Consider the following 19,614-nt stretch of genomic DNA (forward strand, 5'->3'; position numbering starts at 1 on the left):
GCTCAGCCCTTGCCCACCAGCAGCCGGTCGAGACCGAACATGCGATCGATGATAATCATGGTTGCGGTGGCGACGAGGATCATCAGGGCTGAAACCGCGGCCATCATCGGGTCGATGGATTCGCTGGCATACATATACATGCGCACCGGCAGCGTGACCGTGGATGGCGAGGTGACGAAGATCGACATGGTGAGTTCGTCGAACGAGTTGATGAAGGCAAGCAGCCAGCCGCCGGACAGGCCCGGCAGGAGCAATGGCAGGGTGACGCGGCGGAACACCGTCCATTCGCCCGCACCGAGGGTGCGGGCCGCGTTTTCCGCATTGCGGTCCATGCTGCCGAGCGAAGCGAGGATCAGGCGCAGCGCATAGGGCGTGACGACGATGGAATGCGCCGCGACCAGCCAGACGAAGGAGCCGGTAAAGCCCATCAGCGAGAACAGGCGCAGGAACGCGACGCCCAGAACCAGATGGGGAATGATGAGCGGCGACAGGAAAAGCGCGTTCAGCGCATCGCGGCCACGGAAATTATACTGCGCGATCGCCAGTCCCGAAGGCACGGCCAGAAGCGTGGAAATCGTTGCCGAGAAGAAGGCGAGCTGCACGCTGTTATAGAAGGAGGCCATGAAATCATTATGCGCGAACACGGCCTCGAACCAGCGCAGCGACAGGCCCGCATTGGGGCCGCTCCACGGCATGGTCAGCGTGTTTTCCGGCGTGAAGGCCACAAGGCACACCACGACCATCGGCGCCAGCATGAAGATGACGATCAGCGTGTGGAAGAAAAGGGCGAAAGGACCGTTCTTCGTCATGGCTCTATCCCAGCTTCTTCTTGGCCTGCCCTTCGAGCAGGCGGTTATAGGCGATCATGATCACCAGATTGGCGACCAGAACGATAATGGCGATGGCGGCGCCAAGCGGCCAGTTCAGTTCGATCAGGAACTCATCATAGACGACGGTTGCCGCCATCTTGAGACGACGCCCGCCGAGGAGGCCCGGAATGGCAAAGGAGCTGGCCGAAAGCGCAAACACGATGAGGCTGCCCGACAGGATGCCAAGGACGGCCTGCGGAAACACCACGCGGCGAAGCGCCGTCAGGCGCGATGCGCCGAGCGTCAGCGCTGCGGCTTCCACCGCCGGATCGAGCTTTTGCAGCACGGTCCAGACGGGGATCACCATGAATGGCAGCATGATGTGCACCAGGCCGATGACAATCGCCGTTTCGCTGTAGAGGATTTGCGTCGTCGGCAGGCCCACCATTTCGAGCGCGCTGTTCACCAGGCCATTGCGGCCCAGCAGCATGCTCCAGCCGAATGTGCGCACCACGACCGAAACCAGAAGCGGGCCGATGATGACCAGCAGGAAGATCGAGCGCCATGGCTTGCGCATGTTGGAGAGAATATAGGCTTCCGGCACGCCGACCAGCACCGTGATGACGGTTGTGATCAGCGCCAGCTTCAGCGTGCGCCAGAAGATCGAGAGGTAATAGGGGTCTTTCAGGACCTGCATATAATTGGCAAGCGTGTAGACGTTCTCGATGCCCTTGTCGTAGCTGTAGCTGTTGAAGGACAGCAGCACGGTAAGGCCGAGCGGCAGCAGCACCAGCGCGAAGAACAGGAGCGTCGACGGCCCGACCAGAAAAAGCGGCGTCAGATCGCGCTGCCCCTTGGGCGCGGCGGATACATCCTGTGAGGTGACGGCCGACATGCTCAGTTCACCCCTGCGGTGAGGATGCGGCAATCCTCGTGGTTCCAGCTAAGGCCGACCGATGTGCCTTCGGATGGCGGCGGATTGCCGAGATTGGGAAGCGCCACGGAAAGCTGGCCGGCAGGCGTCGTCACGCCGAGCAGCCACTGCGCGCCCATGAAGTAGCGCGTCGTCACTTCACCGGCGATATGTCCCTCGCCCGCCGCAACGAGCTGCACCTTTTCAGGGCGGATGAAGACGGAAAGCTCGCCAGAGACCTGCTTGCCATTGGCGGGGAAGCGGATCGCGGTTTCGGCCAGCGCGATCATGTCGCCCTCGGCGCGTGCCTTGAGGAAGTTCGACTTGCCGACGAAATTGGAAATGAAGTGGTTATGCGGATGCTCATAGAGCTTGTAGGGTGCGTCGACCTGCGTGATGACGCCTTTTTCCATGACCACGATGCGGTCGCTGATCGACAGCGCTTCGGCCTGGTCATGCGTCACCATGATGGTGGTGATGCCGACTGTGCGCTGGATGCGGCGCAGCTCGAACTGCATTTCCTCGCGCAGCTGCGCATCGAGATTGGAAAGCGGCTCGTCGAGCAGCAGGACCGGCGGATTGATGACCAGCGCGCGGGCAATCGCCACGCGCTGGCGCTGGCCACCCGACATTTCGCGCGGATAACGGTCGGCAAGCGCGCCCAGATGCACCAGCTCGAGCACGTCGCGCACGCGCTTTTCGCGTTCCGCCTTCGGCACATTGCGCATTTCGAGGCCGAAGCTCACATTCTGCGCCACCGTCATATGCGGAAACAGCGCATAGCTCTGGAAGACGACGCCAAGCTCGCGTTTGGCGGGGGCAAGGCGCGTGATCTCGCGCCCGTCGAGCGTGATCGTGCCCGCCGTCGGCGTCACCAGGCCGGCGATCATCTGCAAGGTCGTGGTCTTGCCGCAGCCGGAAGGGCCGAGAAGCGAAATGAACTCGCCCTTTTCAATCGCCAAGTTGAAATTGTCGACAGCCGCGAACTTGCCGTAGTGGCGGGAAATTCCGGACAGGGTCAAAAAGCTCATTGCATCTCCCTCTCGGCATGACTTCCGCGGAATATGCGGGGGAGCGGAAGCGCCGTGATGTTGTCTCACGTCGCCTCTTCGTCGGGCTGGCTGGCGGGAGCGGCTTGACCGCGCTTGAAGCGCTGATCCGGCTTGTCCGTTTGAACGCATGACCGTCCGGCCGCTTACGCAGCCGCAGCGTTCCCCTTGATTACAAGCAAAACCGCCGATCCGCTTGCGGGCACTTCTCCAGTGCCTTGCCGGACCTTCCCATTGGCGACGGTTTTAAATGGCGGAAAAATCCGCAGGAATGCAAATTATAATTTTCAAATCCGGAAGAAATTATATATTTCTTTCAAAATGCAGAATTTGGAAGCAATTTTATGGATGATATATCTGAGAATCCGAAATCCGGCGCCGCGCTTAACTCAAGTCTGGTGAAGGCGATCCATATCCTGAAAGGTCTGGCCGCCAGCACGGATGACGGCGTGCGGCTCATCGATCTGGCGCGCGACCTCGAACTCAGCCAGCCATCGACGCACCGCCTGCTGAAGACGCTGATTGCCGAAAACCTTGTCGAGCAGCTTCCCGACAAGAAGGCCTATCGCCTGTCGCTGGAGTTTTTTGCGATGGCGGCGCAGGCGCGCCAGCGTGACGGTATATTGAGCATTGCCCGCCCCTCGCTCTTGCGCCTTTCGACCACGTTCAACGATACGGTCTTCCTGCTGGTGCGCAGCAATTTCGACGCGGTCTGCCTCGACCGCGTGGAAGGGCCGTTTCCGATCCGCTCCTTTACCGGCGATATTGGCGGCAAGGTGCCGCTCGGCATCGGTCAGGGGAGCCTTGCCATCCTCGCCTTCCTGCCGGAAGAAGAGCGCGAGGCGATCATCCGCTTCAACATGCCCCGCATTCTGGACAAGTCGGCTGTGGACGAGGTCGATTTGCGCATCATGATCGCGGAAGTGCGCGAAACGGGCGCATCCACTTTCAATTTCAACATGATCGACGGCATGGCGGGCCTTGGCGTCCCCATCCTCAACCGCGACGGCGAGGCAGTGGCAGCACTCAGCATCGGCACGCTTGCCGCGCGCCTGACCGAGAAGCGGCAGGAGACGGTGACCGAACTTCTGCGCAAGGAAGCGGCCATCATCTCGCAACGGCTCAATCCGTTCGACCCGACCCTGCGGCACCCAAATCAGGCTTTGTTGAAATAAACGAAAGCTTTATGAGCATTGTGCGCAACAGACCGGCTTTGTCCACAGCGGGCAAAAAGTTTGGCGATTGACTCGCAACCGCCGTCAGCGTTTGATCGCTGGCAGGTGTGGAGGTTCTGTGGGCGGAGGGCAAAATATCCAAAGCAGAAAATCCATCTCCATAACGCTACAATATTGGAGTTCTGTTGTGATCAAATCCACCAGACGGGGAATAATCCACCTTGCCTTTGCCCTTGCCGCATCGACGGCGATGGGCACCTTCGCCACCACGGCGGCTCAGGCACAGGACAAGATCCTGCTCATCATCAATGGCGCGCTTGGCGACAAGTCGTTCTTCGACAGCGCCGCCAAGGGCATGAAGATGATCAAGGACAAATATGGCGACGACGTCGAGACCAAGATTCTCGAAATCGGCGACGATCCGACCAAGTGGGAGCCGGTGTTCCTCGATGCGTCCGAACAGGACTGGGACCTGATCATCGGCGGCACCTACCAGATGTCGGAAACCGTCGGCTCGGTCGCCCAGCAATATCCGGACAAGAAATACATCCTCTACGATGCGAGCGTGCCTTATGAAGAAGGCGGCTATGACAATGTCTATTCTATCCAGTACAAGCAGAACGAAGGTTCCTATCTCGGCGGCATGCTGGCGGCGTCTCTGCTGAAGGAAGGCAAGCTCGGCGATACCGGCAAGAACCTCGGCTTCCTCGGCGGCATGGACATTCCGGTCATCAACGACTTCCTCGTCGGCTATATCGCCGGCGCGCAGGCCATCCAGCCCGATGCCAAGATCGCCATCTCCTATGCCGGTTCCTTCATGGATGCCGCAAAGGGCAAGGAGCTCGGCCTCGCGCAATATCGTTCCGGCGTTTCGCTCGGCTTCGTCGTCGCCTCGCAGACCGGCCTCGGCCAGCTTTCCGCTGCCAAGGAAACCGGCAAATATGTTCTCGGCGTCGATTCCGATCAGGAAGCGATCTTCAAGGACAGCGATCCGGCCATCGCCAAGCAGGTCGTCAGTTCCGTCCTGAAGAATGTCGATGTCAGCCTGCTGCAAGCCTATGAACGCTTCAAGGCCGGCGACCTGCCGTTCGGCAAGGCGGAAGCGCTCGGCCTCAAGGAAGGCGCTGTCGGCATCGTGCAGGATGGCAACATGGCTTCCATGGCCACGCAGGAAATGAAGGACGCCATCAAGAAGGCTTCCGACGAGATTTCCGAGGGCAAGATCACGGTTCCGACCGCATTCGGCATGAGCACCGAGGATCTCAACGCGATCCGCAACAAGGTTCGTCCCTGACCGTGGAAAATCCAGCTGAAAATAATGAAGGCGGCGATGCTATCGTCGCCTTCCGCCCAATCGTCGCCTTCCGCGATGTGAGCAAGGTCTATCCGAACGGCACGCAGGCGCTTCGCGACGTGTCGTTTTCGATCCGCGCAGGCTCCATCCACGCCATTTGCGGCGAGAACGGTGCCGGCAAATCCACGCTCATGAAAATCCTGTTCGGCATCGAAAATGCCACGGCGGGCGAAATCGTCGTCGATGGACAGCATATTGCATCCTGGTCGCCGGAAGATGCCGCGGCCAAGGGCATCGGCATGGTTCACCAGCATTTCTCGCTCGTGCCGACCCTGACGGTCACTGAAAATATCATTCTTGGCCATGAGCCGGTGAAGGCCGGGCTGATCGACCGCGCGGGTGCGCGCAAAATGGTCGAAGCGCTGATGCAGCAATACGACCTGCACGCCGACCCGGATGCGATCACCGGCGCGCTTTCCGTCGCCGCCCAGCAGAAGGTCGAAATCCTCAAGGCGCTGGCCCGCCGCACAAGGCTCCTGATCCTCGACGAGCCGACCGCCGTTCTCTCTCCGCCGGAGATCGAGGAACTGATGCGCAAGCTGAAATCGCTGCGCGACGAAGGCATTACCATCCTCTTCATTTCCCACAAGCTGAACGAAGTGCGCGAACTGGCCGAAAACGTGACGGTGCTGCGCGCCGGTGCCGTCGCCGGGACCGAAAAGCTCGCCGACGTGCCGGACGATGCCATCATGCAGATGGTGATGGGCCACGCGGTCGACATACCGCAACGCGCCCACAAGCATGGCGCGATGAAAACCGTTCTCGACATGAAGGACGTCACGACCAGGGCAGCCGATCCGGCTGACCGCATCAAGGATGTGAGCCTGACCATCGGCGCGGGCGAGATCGTCGGCGTTGCCGGTGTCGATGGCAGCGGCCAGCGTGGCCTCGTTTCCGTGCTGTCCGGCCTTGCTGAAGCGGCAAGCGGCGCGATCAGCCTCAACGGCAAGGACATGCTGCGCGCCGACACGGCAAGCTGGCGGAGGCAGGGCCTTGCCTATCTGCCAGCCGACCGCTTTTCGCAGGGCGGCGCGCCCGGCCTGTCTCTCGCCGAAAACGCGATAGCCGGAGCCGGATCGATTACCGCCGACAGGCAGATTTTCCGGGGACCGTTCCTGCGCTGGAACGCCATCAAGGCCCGCGTCAGCGGCATGATAAGGCAATATTCGGTGCGGGCGGGCGCGATTACCGAACGGCTCGATTCCCTTTCCGGCGGCAATGCGCAGAAGCTGATCGCCGCGCGCGAGCTTGCCACCAATCCGAAATTCCTGATCGCCGACCAGCCGACGCGCGGCATCGATGTCTCGGCGGCAGCCTTCCTGCATCGCCGCATCGACGAAGTGGCGCAGGGCGGCTGCGCCGTGCTGCTCGTCAGCGCCGATCTCGATGAATTGCTGCGCTTGAGCGACCGCATCGTCGTGCTCTTCAACGGACGCATCGTTGCCGTTCTGCAAAACGGACCAGACATCACACCGGCTGCTCTTGGTCCTTATATGCTGGGGACACGAGCATGATCCCAAAAAGTGTAAAACGGTTTTTGGATAAGATCATGCTCAAACAGAAAGCTGCCGCCTGATGCGCAGATTCATATCCTATCTCATTCCATTCTTCCTGACCGTGCTGGTGATCGGCGTCATCATGGCGGTGCTGCTGGTGCCGCTGGCGCTGATGCAGGACAATCCGGCGGCGATCCTCAAAACCTTCTTCCTCGGACCGTTCGGCAGCATTCGCCATATGGGCAATGTGGTGGAGGCGGCAACGCCGATCATGCTGACCGGCCTTGCGATCACCATCCTGTTCCGCTCCGGCCTGTTCAATCTCGGCGCGGAAAGCGGCTTCTTCCCTCGGTGCGCTTGGTGCTGTGGCGGGTGCTGTCCTGCTTCCTTCGCTCGGCTGGTTCTCGCTGCCGGTGGCCATCCTCTGCGGCGCGGTCGCAGGCAGTTTCGCCTGCACCATCCCGGCGGCGCTGCGGCTGCGGTTCGGCGCCTCGGAAATGGTGACGTCGCTCGTCCTCAACTATGCCTTCCTGTTTCTCGGCCTCTTCGTCCTCAACTATGTCATCCGCGATCCGGCAGCGGGCGGGATGATGTCGCTCAAGATACCCCCGGACGCCAAGCTCGACCGCCTGCTTGCCGGGACGCGCCTCAACAGCGGCTCGATCATCGCGGTTCTTGCCTGCATCGCTGGCGGCATCTGGCTTTACTGGACGCGCTCTGGCCTCAATATCCGTATTGCGGGCTCAAGCCCCGGCTTTGCAAATCACCTCGGCCTGCCGCTGAAACGCATCGTCATGCGGGCGCAGATCGTCGGCGGACTGGTGGCCGGCATGGCCGGAGCGCTGGAAGTGCTGGGCCTTCATGCCCGCTTCGCCTGGCTGGACCTGCCCGGCTATGGCTGGACCGGCCTCGTCGTCGCCATCCTGGCGCGCGAAAACCCGTTCCTGCTCATTCCGTCGGCACTTTTCCTCGGCTTCGTGCAGGTGGGCGGCGATCTTCTGGCCCGCAACATGAACATCCCGACCGAAGTGGTGGGGCTGGTGACCGCGGCGATCATGGTGGGCGCGACGGCAAGCGTCATTCACAATCATCCGACCGTCTTGCGGCTGATCCGCAATCTTCGCAATCGCGATGCAGACCAGGCCGCAGTGCAGCCGGGAGTACAGGCATGAGCACCGTTCTTGCACAGATTTTCGACCCGCATTTCATCGGCACGATCCTGCGTGTGGCGACACCATTGCTGCTGGCCGCTCTGGGCGTGATGATTTCCGACCGGGCGGGCGTGCTCAATATCGGCATGGAAGGCATGATGCTGGTCGCGGCCCTCATCGCCGTTCTGGCCAGCGCCGCAACGGGAAGCCCGGCCATCGGCCTGCTGGCGGCGCTTGTCGTGGGCGCGCTTCTGGGCTGGCTCATGTCGCTTTCGGTCAACCGGCTCGGCACCGATCTCATCATGACCGGTATCGCGCTCAACATCGCGGCTGCGGCGGCAACGACGCTCGGGCTTTATCTCGCGACAGGCGACAAGGGCATGTCCGGCGCGCTGAAAAGCGGGGCCCTGCCAAGCCTTCCCGTGCCCTTCATCGGCAATATCCATGTGCTCACCTTCGCGGCCCTTCTGGCCGTCCCGGCGGTCAGTCTCCTCATGATGCGCACGCGCTTCGGCCTGCATCTGCGCGCCACCGGCGTCGATCCGAAATCGGCGCGCGCCGCAGGCATCCAGACCGGCCGCGTGCAGATGATGGCGCTCGTCCTGTCCGGCCTCTTCGGCGGTGCCGCCGGGTGCCTATCTGTCGCTTGGTTATGTCACCTGGTTTGCCCAGAACATGACCGCCGGTCGCGGCTTCATCGCCATTGCGGCGGAAGTCATGGGACAGGGGACCGCATGGGGAACGCTCGTGGCGAGCCTGGTCCTGGCGGCGGCGGAAGGTTTTGCCATCACGCTGCAAAGTCTTGGCCTGCCTTTCGAACTGATGCAGATGATCCCTTATCTCGTCCCGGTCGTCGTGCTGACGGTCCATGCGGCGCGGCGCCAGCGCCGCGCCCGCCTGCTGAAGAAATCCTGATAATGAACATCGAAACGAGAATGACATGAAAGCTTGGGAACTGACCCGAGACCTGCTGCGCGACACGAAACCGGTGGTACGCACGGCGGAGGAACAGACCTGGGATGCGAGCGCCGTCATGAAGGCGCAGGACGATCTCATGGCCATGTTCTGGAAAAGCAATGTGCCGGGATCGGCTGCGCCTGAATGCCTGATGGCGGGTGCGCTGCAATCGCTGGAAAACAAGGGCTTTGTCCTTGCGCGTTATGAAGAACTGCTTCGCGACGGGCTCGCCGCACTTGAACGCGGCGACTTCGAGACGCTCTATCGCATCGACATGCGCCTGCGCGTCCTGATGCGCGCCGCACGTCCCGATCCAAACCATCCGTCGCAAAAAACCGTGCGCTATGGCACGTGGGACGAGTTCGACGCCGCCGTTCAATGGCCCGACGATGTGCTCTATGCCATCCAGTCCGATGATTTCCGCGACCGCACCGCCGCCGCCTGGATGGCGCAGCTTGTCGGTGCGGCGGCTGGCACGGCGCTCGAAGGCTATACGGCGGAAAACATCGCCGAGGTCTTCGGTCCGATCCGCGATTATGTGCGTGAGCCCAACACCTATAATGACGACATCACCTTCGAGATCGCCTTTCTGGAAGCCTTCGGCGACAAGGGTTCTGCCGTGACCAGCGCCGACATTGCCGAGCGCTGGACTTCGCTGATCCCGCTTGGCTGGTCGGCGGAGGCGATCGCGCTTTCCAACATGCGGCGCGGCCTCACCGCGCCTGAAACCGGGACGTCCGACAATCCGTTCGATGAGTGGATCGGCGCACAGATGCGCGGCACGATCTGCGGCATGGTCGTACCGGGCCGCGCCCGCGAAGCTGCCCGCCTCGCATGGATGGATGCGGAAATCTCCCATGCCGGAAACGGAATATTGGGCGAAGTTTTCAACGCCGTCATGGCGGCGCGCGCCTTTGCTGTTTCCGACACGCGCGAACTGCTCGTTTCGACGGCAGCACTTTTCCCGGTCGAGACCGAATATGGTGCGGTTCTGGCCTTCGCGCTCGATGCCTGCCGCTCCGCCGGCAACTGGCAGGATGCATGGGCGAAATGCGATGCGGAATATGCCGAATATAACTGGATTCACGTCTATCCGAATGCAGCCGCACAGGTCATCGCGCTCTGGTTCGGCGAAGGCGACTTCGACCTTACGCTCGAAATCGTCTGCGGCATCGGCCATGACGTCGACTGCAATGCGGCGCAGATTCTCAGCATGATCGCCATCCAGCACGGCTCCGGCATCATCGCCGAACGGTGGTCGAAGCCGCTTCTGGCCGACGACATCGTCACCTATATGCGCCGCCCGGCGAAAATCTCCTTCGACGCACTTGTCGACCAGACGGTCGATGCGGCGCGCAACGCAGTTTAAATCTTTTTACGCTTTTCCGGACGCAAAACCGCTTCACATTTTTGCTGGAAAAGCTTTAACGCAGAAAGACCCATCATGGCCCGTAAAATCATTATCGATACCGATCCCGGTCAGGACGATGCAGTCGCCATTCTTCTGGCTCTGGCAAGCCCGGAACTCGACATTCTCGGCATTACCGCAGTGGCTGGCAACGGCCCGCTAGCGCGCACCGAAGTCAACGCCCGCACCATCTGCGAAGTGGCGAAGAAGCCGGACACAAAAGTGTTCGCAGGCTCCATCCGTCCTCTGGTGCGCCCGCTCGTGACGGCTGAAAACGTGCATGGCAAGACCGGTCTCGACGGTTATGACCTGCCCGCCCCGACCATGCCGCTGCAGGCACAGCATGGCGTCGACTTCATTATCGAAACGCTGATGAAGGAAGAGCCCGGCACCGTCACGCTTTGCCCGCTCGGACCGCTCACCAACATCGCGTCCGCACTCATCCGCGAGCCGAAGATTGCCGGGCGCGTCAAGGAAATCGTGCTGATGGGCGGCGGTTATTTCGAAGGCGGCAACATCACGCCGTCGGCGGAATTCAACATCTATGTCGACCCGCATGCCGCATCGGTAGTGTTCAAATCCGGCATAAAAATCACCATGATGCCGCTCGACGTCACCCATAAGGTGCTGACCACCGAGAAGCGCATCGCCGCCATTCGCGGCATCGGCACCCATGTCGGCGAGGTGGTCGCCGCATGGCTTGAATTCTTCGAACGCTATGACGAAGCCAAGTACGGCACCGATGGCGGGCCGCTGCATGACCCCAATGTCATCGCCTATCTCATCAAGCCGGAACTTTATTCCGGACGTGAGTGCAATGTGGAAATCGAGATCAATTCGGAACTGACCATCGGTGAGACGGTCGTGGACTGGTGGGAAGTAACCGACCGTCCGAAGAACGCGCTCTTCATCAAGGATGTGGATGCAGACGGCTTCTTCAAACTGCTGACCGAGCGTCTCGCAACGCTTTGATTTTTTCAGGACACGATCCCGAAAACCGGAAGTCCACCTTTCGGGATCGTGTCTCAAATCACAATTTTGCCACAAATAAGCCGCGAGTGCCTTAATTTCGTTGTTTCTTCGCCATGTTTTAAGTGGTGTTTTCGAGCATTTTTTCGCTCAAATCGCGTGAAAGCGGCGCAAATCGCCGCCAATCTTCGCTTCGTCACAATTTGCGAAAGCCGGTTCAGGTCTGGCTTTGCAGAAGCGCTGCCACTTCCGCAGCGGTCGGCGCGGCGCTTCCCGCACCCGGTCTCGTGACCGCAACCGCACCCGCCGCCGAACCATATCGCACGCAATCGTGCAGGGAACGGTCCTGCGAATAGGCGACCGCGAAACCGCCATTGAAACTGTCGCCAGCGGCGACCGTATCCACCACATCGACCTTGAACGGCGCGAAATGTTTCACCTCGTCCGCTGTCACCAGCAGCGCGCCACGGCTTCCAAGCTTGACGATGACCATCTTCGGCCCGCGCTCCAGAAGATTTCGGGCTGCGGCTTCCGCCGAAGCCAGATCGGTCGGCTCGATGCCGGTGATTTCGGCGGCTTCCGTCTCGTTGGGCGAGATGATGTCGCTGAGCGCAATCAGATCGGCCATGCGGCCTGCATCGCCGACCGGGGCCGGATCTAGCAGAACGCTGCCGCCTGCCGCACGCGCGGCCTTCGCCACGGCCAGATTGGCTTCATGCGGAACCTCGCGCTGCAGCAGCGTGATCTTCGCCCTGGCAATATCGGCTGCATAGGCATCGATGTCTGCAGCCGACCAGCGCGCATTGGCTCCGGCACAGACCGCGATCGTGTTCTGTCCGGCTTCCTCGACCTGAATGATCGCCATGCCCGTATCGACACCGTCGATCACGCGCACGCTTTCGGTATTGAGGCCGAATTCCTGCATCTGCTTCACGGCCAGTTCGCCAAAGGCATCATTGCCGACAGCGCCGACGAAGCGAATGTCACCGCCAAGCTTTGCGACCGCAACCGCCTGGTTGGCGCCCTTGCCGCCGAGGCCGATGCCATAGCCCGATGCATTCACGGTCTGTCCCGGACGCGGCAGCGCGGCCATCCGCGCGCTGACATCCACATTCACACTGCCGAAAATAAAAATCTTCAACGGTTTTCTCCATAGCTTTGTCGCGGCACCTTAACCGGGCCGAAACAAAACTTCCACGCCGGGCTTGTCGCCATGCACAGAGAGAAAAGGGGCTCGCGCACCCAAGCCCTGTTCGTCAATGCGGCTCCGCCCCTGATTGCAGTTCCCGCTTCAGCAGTTTTTCGAGCCAGTCGGCAAAGACCTGAAGCCGACGGGAAAGATGCTGGCGGTGTGAATATAGAAACGTCATTCGCATCGGCGCGGCGCGCATATCGGCCATTACCTCGATCAGTTCGCCGGCTTCCAGATGGCGTCTGACGTCGTAGGCCGGAATCTGGATGAGGCCGAGACCGGCAAGACAACAGGCGATATAGGCTTCGGCGCTGTTGACGGTGACGCGGCCGCGCACCGGAATCGATCGCGTTGCGCCAGCTTCGCTCCACTCCCACGGCTCGACGCGCCCGCTCGACGGCGAGGCATAGTTGATGGCCCAATGGGCGGAAAGGTCATGAGGCGTTTCGGGAATACCGTACCGCTCAAGATAGGCGGGGCTCGCAACGTTGATCAGCGGAAGCTCGCCGAGCGATCGGGCGATCAGCCCGGAATCCGTCAATGGTCCCACGCGCAGAACGCAATCGACACTCTCTTCGACAAGATTGACGGCGCGATCAGTCACTCCCAGATGTATATCGATTTCCGGATAGGCATCCAGAAACTCGGGCAGGGCTGGCGCGATGATCAGACGTCCGATGCGGCCGGGAACGTCGATCCGCAACGTGCCGGATGGCGTCGCGGTATTCCGAAACAGATTTTCCGCTTCCTCCATATCCGCAATCAGACTCAGGCATCGTTCATAGAAGGCGGCGCCATCCTGCGTCGTCGACACGCTTCTGGTGGTCCGGTGGAGGAGCCTCGCCCCGAGGCGCCCCTCCAGCTCGAGAACCGCCGCCGAAACAGAGGAACGCGGCACGCCGAGCGTATCGGCGGCGCGCGTAAAACTCGAACATTCGACGACACGGGCGAAGATACGAAAGAGGTCGATGCGATCCAAGATAATCTGCCTCCATTGTCCGTCAAACCTGACAGGTGTTGTCAGAATGACGGTCTTTATAGCGCTATCCTAGACGATACTCTTCGGATTTGAAAGCGGCTGCATGGCGCAGCCGCATCGGAAAAGAAGGTTGAAGCCATGACGGACCACAGCATCAAGGGCAAAACGGTTATCATCGCCGGTGGCGCCAAGAACCTCGGCGGATTGATCGCGCGCGATCTTGCGGAACACGGGGCAAAGGCGATCGCAATTCATTATAACAGCGCAGCGTCCAAAGCGGACGCGGACGCCACTGTCGCCGCCGTGAAGGCCGCAGGCGCGCAAGCGGTTTCCTTCCAGGCCGATCTCACCACCGCCGGTGCGATGGAGAAACTGTTCGCCGATACGGTTGCCGCCATCGGACGTCCCGACATTGCCATCAACACGGTGGGCAAGGTTTTGAAGAAGCCGATCGTCGAAGTTTCGGAAGCCGAATATGACGAGATGACCGCCGTCAATTCCAAGTCGGCCTTCTTCTTCCTGAAAGAAGCAGGGAAGCATGTCAACGACAATGGCAGGATCTGCACACTGGTAACCTCGCTGCTGGGCGCCTACACGCCGTTCTATGCAGCCTATGCAGGCACCAAGGCCCCGGTAGAGCATTTCACGCGCGCGGCTTCCAAGGAATTCGGCGAACGCGGCATTTCAGTAACCGCCATTGGTCCCGGCCCGATGGACACGCCATTCTTCTATCCGGCGGAAGGCGAGGACGCGGTGGCCTACCACCGGACTGCGGCGGCACTCTCCGGCTTCTCCAAGACCGGCCTCACCGATATCGAGGACATCGTTCCCTATATCCGCTTCATGGTTTCGGAGGGCTGGTGGATGACCGGGCAGACCATCCTCGTCAATGGCGGCTATACGACCAAGTAGAGCATTTCCAGCAAAAGTGTGGAGCGGTTTTGCGCGGGATAATGCGTGAGAACGATAAGACAGAGCATTTCCAGCAAAAGTGCGGAGCGGTTTTGCGCAGGATAATGCGTGAAACAATGAGATGGAGCATTTCCAGCGATTCAATCCCAACTGGAAATGCTCCAGGGTCAATGGCGGCCTGCCGATGCAGGGACAGGCCGCCATACGGCTCGCTGAAAATCGAGGAAGGCCTATTCGGCCTTCAGGAATTCGCCCACTTCCAGCAGGACGAACTCATTGTCATCCACCTTGTCGAGCGCGCGGCCTGCCGAGAACGGCAGATTGTTGTCATTGCCGACGACGATATGCGTTTCGTCCACGCGGTCCACATTCTCGATGGTCAGGAACGGCATGTCGTAAATGCCCTCGCGTCCACCCTGACGGCGCTTGTTTTCCGGGTCGGCAATGGCGAGCAGGTCGATATAGCCGATCTTGCGCACGTCCTTGCCGACATTGCTGTCGTCGAAAGCGATCTTGTAGATGCGCTTCACCTTCGACGGCACATCGAAACAATCTGCCTGCGGCTTCTTCGGATCGGCGCAGGCCTTGTCCGCCGTGCCGACGCCATTATCGCGCTCGATGACCAGCGCCGTGGTTTCATCCAGCATGTTGAAATCGCCGATGGCTTCGCCGCCTTCGGCCAGCGGATAGAGCCAGGACCGGCCCGTCCACTTCTTGTCGGCGACGCTGAACTCGATGACGCGCAGGCCCGTCTTGCCGCTCTCGGTCTTTTCCGGCGCACCGTCGACGAAAAGCGGGCCTTCCAGAAGCCCATAAAGCTTCGTACCGTCCTTCGACATGGCAAGACCTTCGAAGCCGCCGGAACGCTTCAGATTATAGGCCGGGAGCTTGAGGCTCGGATTGGCGGGCAGAGCGAGCTTCGGATTGTCAGGCGAGACAATTTCCTTCTCGCCGACGAAAGTCGGGAACACATCGGTGAGTTTGCCGTCCGTGTCGAATTTCAACAGGAACGGACCGAATTCCTCGCCGACCCAGAAACCGTCCGCCACCGGCTGGATGGATTCCACGTCGAAATCCGCGCCCGTCAGATAGCGCTTTTCCGCGCCTTCCATGACGATGGGAAACGGAGCCTTCCTGTCTGGATCGCTCAGGAACACGGTCTTTACGCGCTCCACCGTTCCCTTGTCCCAGTCGAACTTGACATTGTGCAGCATCAGCATGGCATCCGGCGAATTGAGTTTTGAGCCGAAACCATTGTCGGACAGCGACCAGAAGCTGCCGTCTTCCATGGTCTTGATGCCGGAAAAGCCCTGCACCGGCTGGCCGTCGAACGGCACCGAAAGGCCGGTCTTGCGCACGCCGTCCTTGCCTTCAACCGTGCCGATGCCCTCGGCGCGCTTGCGGTCGGCGGTGGTGAACTTGCCGGATGTCTTCAGGTGTTCTGCCGCATCCTCCGGCGCAGCGATGATGGTGTTCGCCGGCAGGATGGCATGGGCCTTGAGCGTTGCGGGAAAAGCCTTTTCTTCAGCGGAGGCCGGAAACGCCAATGCGACGGCACCGGCAAGCATGGTAGAGGCGACAAGACGCGATATCATGATAAGTCCCCGTTGGATTGGAAATACAGGGATGGAATTAGGCTGGCTTTGTATCGCTGGCTTGACGCTTCCATGAAGCTTTGACGAAGGTCCCCGGCTTTCACCGGGGGCCACCGTCTCATCAGGTCATTTTACCAGGGCGCTGAGATGCTAACGCATCACGCCCTGAAAATGCCCAGTCGCCGCACGGGCTTAACCAAAACTCGATGAGTTTGACTCATCGAGTTTTGGTATTACACCGCGATCTTGCCGCCGCCCTGTTTGGTGATGGCCACCACGGCAGGCCGCACCGGCATATCGTCCTTGAAGTCCGGCCAGCGGGTGGACAGATCCTCATAATAGGACGGACGGCCATGACCGTCCCAGTCCTCGCCGCCATCGCCCGGATGCTGCACGGCGACAAAGGCCGTTTCATCGTCCGGTGCGAACAGCGGACCGCACATTTCCGCGCCCACCGGCACGCGGTAGAACAGTTTCGAGGTTGCGCGCGCATCGCCTTCCGTGTCGACGGCCCAAAGCCCGTCGGTGCGGCCTGTATCCTTGTTGCTGTTGCCATCGGTTGCGACCCACAGCCGACCGGCGCTGTCGACGGCGGCATTGTCCGGCATGCCGAACCAGCCATTGCGCGTCGTATCGGTGGAGAAGCTGGCGCCAACTTCGGCAACGGAAGGATCGCCGCATTTCAGCAGCACTTCCCACTTGCCGGTCGTGGCGGCAAAATCCTGCCCGTCTTCCTCGATCTCGATGATATGGCCGAAGGCGTTCTTGGCGCGCGGATTGGCGGCATCCACCTGATCGTCCTTGCGCTTGGTATTGTTGGTGAGCATGACATAGACGCGGCCATTGACCGGGTTCGGCTGCACGTCTTCCGGGCGGTCCATCTTGGTGGCGCCGAGAAGATCGCCAGCGCGGCGGGTTTCGATCAGCACATCGGCCTGGCTCTTGAAACCGTTCTGTTCGGTGAGCGGACCCTGTCCGAACACCAGCGGCATCCACTCCACCTTGCCGTCCTCATGGAACTTCGCCACGTGCAGCGTGCCTTCATCCAGCAGGTCCATATTGGCGGCGCGGTCATCAGGGTTGAACTTGCCCGCCGTCACGAACTTGTAGACATAATCGAAGCGTTCGTCGTCGCCCAGATAGAAGACCACGCGCCCATCCTTGCTGACGATGGATTCCGCTCCCTCGTGCTTGAAACGGCCAAGCGCGGTGCGCTTCTTCGGCATGGAGTTCGGATCGGACACATCCACCTCGACGATCCAGCCGAAACGGTTCGGCTCGTTCGGTTCCTTGGAAACGTCGAAACGGTCGTAGAAACGGCCCCATTCATACGAGCCTTCGGGAATGCCCATGCGCTTGTAATTGGCCGCTTCCGCGTGGCCTTCCGGCAGTTCACCAATGAAATAACCGTGGATGTTTTCCTCGGCCATGATGTAGGTGCCCCATGGGGTGACGCCGCCCGCACAATTGTTGATCGTGCCGAAGACCTTGGTGCCGGATGGATCGGCATTAGTCTTGACGCGATCATGACCCGCGACCGGCCCGCTCAGCACCATCTCGGTATTGGAAGTGATACGGCGGTTCTTCGCGCCGTCGAGCACCGGCTGCCATTTGCCGTCCTGCTTGCGGATCTCGACAATCGTGCCGCCATGGGCGGCCATTTCGATATCCACCTGCTCCTTGGAAAGCGGAGCCTGCTCCACCTTGCCATCGACGATCTTGACGAGACCGGGGAACATCAGGTGCGGATTGGTATATTCGTGGTTGACGACCAGCAGCCCGTGTTCGGGCGAACCGTCGATGGCGATATAGCCGACATAATCATTATTGTAGCCGAACTGGCGGGCCTGCGCCTCGGCGGACTGTTTCGCCGGGTCGAATTCCGGCGCATCAGCGAAAAGCCTGTCTCCCCAGCGCAGAAGCACATCGGCATCATAGCCTTCCGCGACATGATGATGGGCGTCCACACCGGCCTCGACTTCCTTGAACGAAAAGGCCGAACCGGATGCGGCGCGCGCATCGCCAGCACTCATGAGGGCGAGCGGGCTGACCGTTGCCGCAATGGCCGAGACGGCGAGCGATCCACGCAGAAAGCCACGGCGGGAAAAGCGGCGGCTGATGATTTCGCCCATGGTGGGGTTATCGGACGGATTGCGCGGATCGGCATCGGCTTCTTCCAACTGGCTGGTCTTGAACAGACTTTGCTGGGAAAGATTGTCTGACATTGCTGGCTCCCTATCGAACAGTGAAGCTGCAAATTAGAAGCAGTTCATGACAGACGGACGACATTGTCCCAGTCCTTGGTCCCAGTCCTTGGCCACAGTCCTTGCCTTCCCGTGATGCCGGGCTGCCAAGAAAACCTGTCAGGAATAATTCTGCGGACCAGTAGAATAATTTTGCTGGCGAAAGCGCTTTCCGATAAAACCGTCCCGATTTCGTCCTTTGAGGGGTTGACGATGACCGACATGACGGCCGCACGGCGCAATATTATTATCCTGACGATTGCACAGGCGCTTGGCGCCTCCAGCCCGCCCATCGTGATTTCGCTGGGTGGCCTGGTCGGCCAGAAACTGTCTTCCGATCCCGCCCTCGTCACGCTGCCCGTCAGCCTGTTCAATCTCGGCCTTGCGCTGGGCACGCTGCCAGCGGCCTTCTTCATGCGCCAGTTCGGACGCCGCAATGCCTATATGCTCGGCGCGCTTGTCGGCGCCTCGGCGGGCGTGATCGCAGCCGCAGGCATTTTTGCGGCATCCTTCCTCATCTTCTGTCTCGGCACGCTCACCGCCGGTTTTTATGCCGCCTATGTCCAGAGCTACCGCTTTGCCGCCACCGATGCGGCGACCGGCGACATGAAGGCCCGCGCCATCTCATGGGTGATGGTCGGCGGGCTCGTTGCGGCCATCGTCGGGCCGCAGCTCGTCATCTGGACACGCGATACCATTCCGGATGCGATGTTCGCGGGCAGTTTCCTCAGCCAGGCGGTTCTGGGCCTGCTCGCCCTCCCCGTCCTCTTCATGCTGCGTGCGCCTAAGATCCGCAAAGACCCGAACGTGGTCCATGATACAGGCCGTCCTCTCGGCGAAATTCTCCGCTCGCCGCGCTTCATGCTTTCCGTGGCCGCCGGCGTCTGTTCCTATGCACTGATGACATTCGTGATGACGGCTGCGCCCATCGCCATGGTCGGCCATGGCCATTCCGTCGATCATGCAGCCCTCGGCATCCAGTGGCACGTGCTTGCCATGTTCGCCCCGAGCTTCTTCACCGGAAGGCTCATCACCCGTTTCGGCAAGGAAAAGATAACCGCGCTGGGGCTGGTGTTGATCGCCTTTTCCGCCATCATTGCGCTCGGCGGCTTCGATGTCGGCCATTTCTGGGGAGCGCTGATCTTCCTCGGCATCGGCTGGAATTTCGGTTTCATCGGCGCGACCGCCATGGTGACCGACTGCCACACGCCGGCTGAACGCGGCAAGGCACAGGGCGCCAATGATTTCATCATGTTCGGCACCGTGGCCTGTGCTTCCTTCTTTGCCGGCTCGCTCCTGCATTCCTCCGGCTGGGAAACCATCAACTGGCTCGTTTTCCCGATCGTCGCCCTCGTTCTGGTGCCGCTCATCCTGCGCCTGAAGCCGAAAGAGGCTGTCGCAGAAGCCTGATC

At 60.6% G+C, this 19,614-nt stretch carries 14 protein-coding genes and 2 pseudogenes; 9 read left to right on the plus strand and 7 right to left on the minus strand.

Translation table 11 applies throughout. From position 1 onward, the window contains the following. Positions 1-2: 2 nt before the first annotated feature. Genes OINT_RS19240 through OINT_RS19250 form a run of 3 tightly spaced genes read right to left on the minus strand, consistent with a single transcriptional unit; the run spans position 3 to position 2,753 of the window. A complete protein-coding gene (locus OINT_RS19240; RefSeq protein ID WP_006469572.1) occupies positions 3-809 on the minus strand; it encodes an ABC transporter permease in 807 nt (268 codons plus the stop codon). Positions 810-813: 4 nt separating this feature from the next. Further along, positions 814-1,704 carry an ABC transporter permease gene (locus OINT_RS19245; protein WP_006470779.1) on the minus strand — a complete coding sequence of 297 codons (891 nt, stop codon included), beginning with the start codon at positions 1,702-1,704 and terminating at the stop codon, positions 814-816. Between the two features lie 2 nt (positions 1,705-1,706). Further along, positions 1,707-2,753, minus strand: a complete 1,047-nt coding sequence (locus OINT_RS19250) for an ABC transporter ATP-binding protein (protein WP_006470778.1) — start codon at positions 2,751-2,753, stop codon at positions 1,707-1,709. 362 nt (positions 2,754-3,115) lie between these two features. Between OINT_RS19250 and OINT_RS19255 the strand changes: the two genes are divergently transcribed. From OINT_RS19255 to OINT_RS19285, 7 genes and pseudogenes are all read left to right on the plus strand, one after another. Beyond that, complete coding sequence (locus OINT_RS19255) at positions 3,116-3,946, plus strand: IclR family transcriptional regulator (protein WP_006469575.1); 831 nt, start codon at positions 3,116-3,118, stop codon at positions 3,944-3,946. Between the two features lie 187 nt (positions 3,947-4,133). Beyond that, entirely contained in the window at positions 4,134-5,240 is a 1,107-nt protein-coding gene (locus OINT_RS19260; protein WP_006470777.1) for a BMP family ABC transporter substrate-binding protein, read from the plus strand. Between the two features lie 2 nt (positions 5,241-5,242). Then, positions 5,243-6,814 (plus strand): ABC transporter ATP-binding protein, encoded by a 1,572-nt coding sequence (locus tag OINT_RS19265; protein WP_006469577.1) that lies wholly within the window; start codon positions 5,243-5,245, stop codon positions 6,812-6,814. A 61-nt stretch (positions 6,815-6,875) separates the two neighbouring features. Next, positions 6,876-7,968 (plus strand): annotated as a pseudogene (locus OINT_RS19270) (ABC transporter permease). After that, a pseudogene (locus tag OINT_RS19275) lies at positions 7,965-8,862 on the plus strand (ABC transporter permease). The pseudogenes OINT_RS19270 and OINT_RS19275 overlap by 4 nt, the downstream one beginning before the upstream one ends. Positions 8,863-8,887: 25 nt before the next feature. Continuing rightward, a complete protein-coding gene (locus tag OINT_RS19280; protein WP_006469580.1) occupies positions 8,888-10,273 on the plus strand; it encodes an ADP-ribosylglycohydrolase family protein in 1,386 nt (461 codons plus the stop codon). A 75-nt stretch (positions 10,274-10,348) separates the two neighbouring features. Then, entirely contained in the window at positions 10,349-11,284 is a 936-nt protein-coding gene (locus OINT_RS19285; protein WP_006469581.1) for a nucleoside hydrolase, read from the plus strand. A 214-nt stretch (positions 11,285-11,498) separates the two neighbouring features. On the opposite strand, the gene rbsK is transcribed toward OINT_RS19285, so the two are convergent. Next, positions 11,499-12,374: a ribokinase gene (gene rbsK / locus OINT_RS19290; RefSeq protein ID WP_235691713.1), complete on the minus strand. Its 876-nt coding sequence runs from the start codon at positions 12,372-12,374 to the stop codon at positions 11,499-11,501. Positions 12,375-12,537: 163 nt separating this feature from the next. Next, a complete protein-coding gene (locus OINT_RS19295; protein WP_006469583.1) occupies positions 12,538-13,452 on the minus strand; it encodes a LysR family transcriptional regulator in 915 nt (304 codons plus the stop codon). 138 nt (positions 13,453-13,590) lie between these two features. On the opposite strand from OINT_RS19295, the gene OINT_RS19300 reads away from it, so the two are divergent. After that, positions 13,591-14,364: an SDR family oxidoreductase gene (locus OINT_RS19300; protein WP_006469584.1), complete on the plus strand. Its 774-nt coding sequence runs from the start codon at positions 13,591-13,593 to the stop codon at positions 14,362-14,364. Between the two features lie 230 nt (positions 14,365-14,594). On the opposite strand, the gene OINT_RS19305 is transcribed toward OINT_RS19300, so the two are convergent. Together OINT_RS19305 and OINT_RS19310 are read right to left on the minus strand one after the other, a co-directional pair. Next, positions 14,595-15,959 (minus strand): esterase-like activity of phytase family protein, encoded by a 1,365-nt coding sequence (locus tag OINT_RS19305; RefSeq protein ID WP_006470774.1) that lies wholly within the window; start codon positions 15,957-15,959, stop codon positions 14,595-14,597. Positions 15,960-16,192: 233 nt separating this feature from the next. Then, on the minus strand, positions 16,193-18,184 hold the full coding sequence (locus OINT_RS19310) for a PhoX family protein (RefSeq protein WP_006469586.1): 1,992 nt from the start codon (positions 18,182-18,184) through the stop codon (positions 16,193-16,195). A 231-nt stretch (positions 18,185-18,415) separates the two neighbouring features. On the opposite strand from OINT_RS19310, the gene OINT_RS19315 reads away from it, so the two are divergent. Then, positions 18,416-19,612: an MFS transporter gene (locus OINT_RS19315; RefSeq protein WP_036564788.1), complete on the plus strand. Its 1,197-nt coding sequence runs from the start codon at positions 18,416-18,418 to the stop codon at positions 19,610-19,612. Positions 19,613-19,614 lie beyond the last annotated feature (2 nt).

Source organism: Brucella intermedia LMG 3301, from assembly GCF_000182645.1.
In the GTDB taxonomy this organism is placed as follows: Bacteria; Pseudomonadota; Alphaproteobacteria; order Rhizobiales; family Rhizobiaceae; genus Brucella; species Brucella intermedia.

What these genes read in the sequence shown, in the direction of transcription:
- OINT_RS19240 (WP_006469572.1), bottom strand. Translation starts at nt 809, where the DNA reads ATGACGAAGAACGGTCCTTTCGCCCTTTTCTTCCACACGCTGATCGTC.
- OINT_RS19245 (WP_006470779.1), bottom strand. Translation starts at nt 1,704, where the DNA reads ATGTCGGCCGTCACCTCACAGGATGTATCCGCCGCGCCCAAGGGGCAG.
- OINT_RS19250 (WP_006470778.1), bottom strand. Translation starts at nt 2,753, where the DNA reads ATGAGCTTTTTGACCCTGTCCGGAATTTCCCGCCACTACGGCAAGTTC.
- OINT_RS19255 (WP_006469575.1), top strand. Translation starts at nt 3,116, where the DNA reads ATGGATGATATATCTGAGAATCCGAAATCCGGCGCCGCGCTTAACTCA.
- OINT_RS19280 (WP_006469580.1), top strand. Translation starts at nt 8,888, where the DNA reads ATGAAAGCTTGGGAACTGACCCGAGACCTGCTGCGCGACACGAAACCG.
- OINT_RS19285 (WP_006469581.1), top strand. Translation starts at nt 10,349, where the DNA reads ATGGCCCGTAAAATCATTATCGATACCGATCCCGGTCAGGACGATGCA.
- rbsK (WP_235691713.1), bottom strand. Translation starts at nt 12,374, where the DNA reads ATGGCCGCGCTGCCGCGTCCGGGACAGACCGTGAATGCATCGGGCTAT.
- OINT_RS19300 (WP_006469584.1), top strand. Translation starts at nt 13,591, where the DNA reads ATGACGGACCACAGCATCAAGGGCAAAACGGTTATCATCGCCGGTGGC.
- OINT_RS19305 (WP_006470774.1), bottom strand. Translation starts at nt 15,959, where the DNA reads ATGATATCGCGTCTTGTCGCCTCTACCATGCTTGCCGGTGCCGTCGCA.
- OINT_RS19310 (WP_006469586.1), bottom strand. Translation starts at nt 18,184, where the DNA reads ATGTCAGACAATCTTTCCCAGCAAAGTCTGTTCAAGACCAGCCAGTTG.
- OINT_RS19315 (WP_036564788.1), top strand. Translation starts at nt 18,416, where the DNA reads ATGACCGACATGACGGCCGCACGGCGCAATATTATTATCCTGACGATT.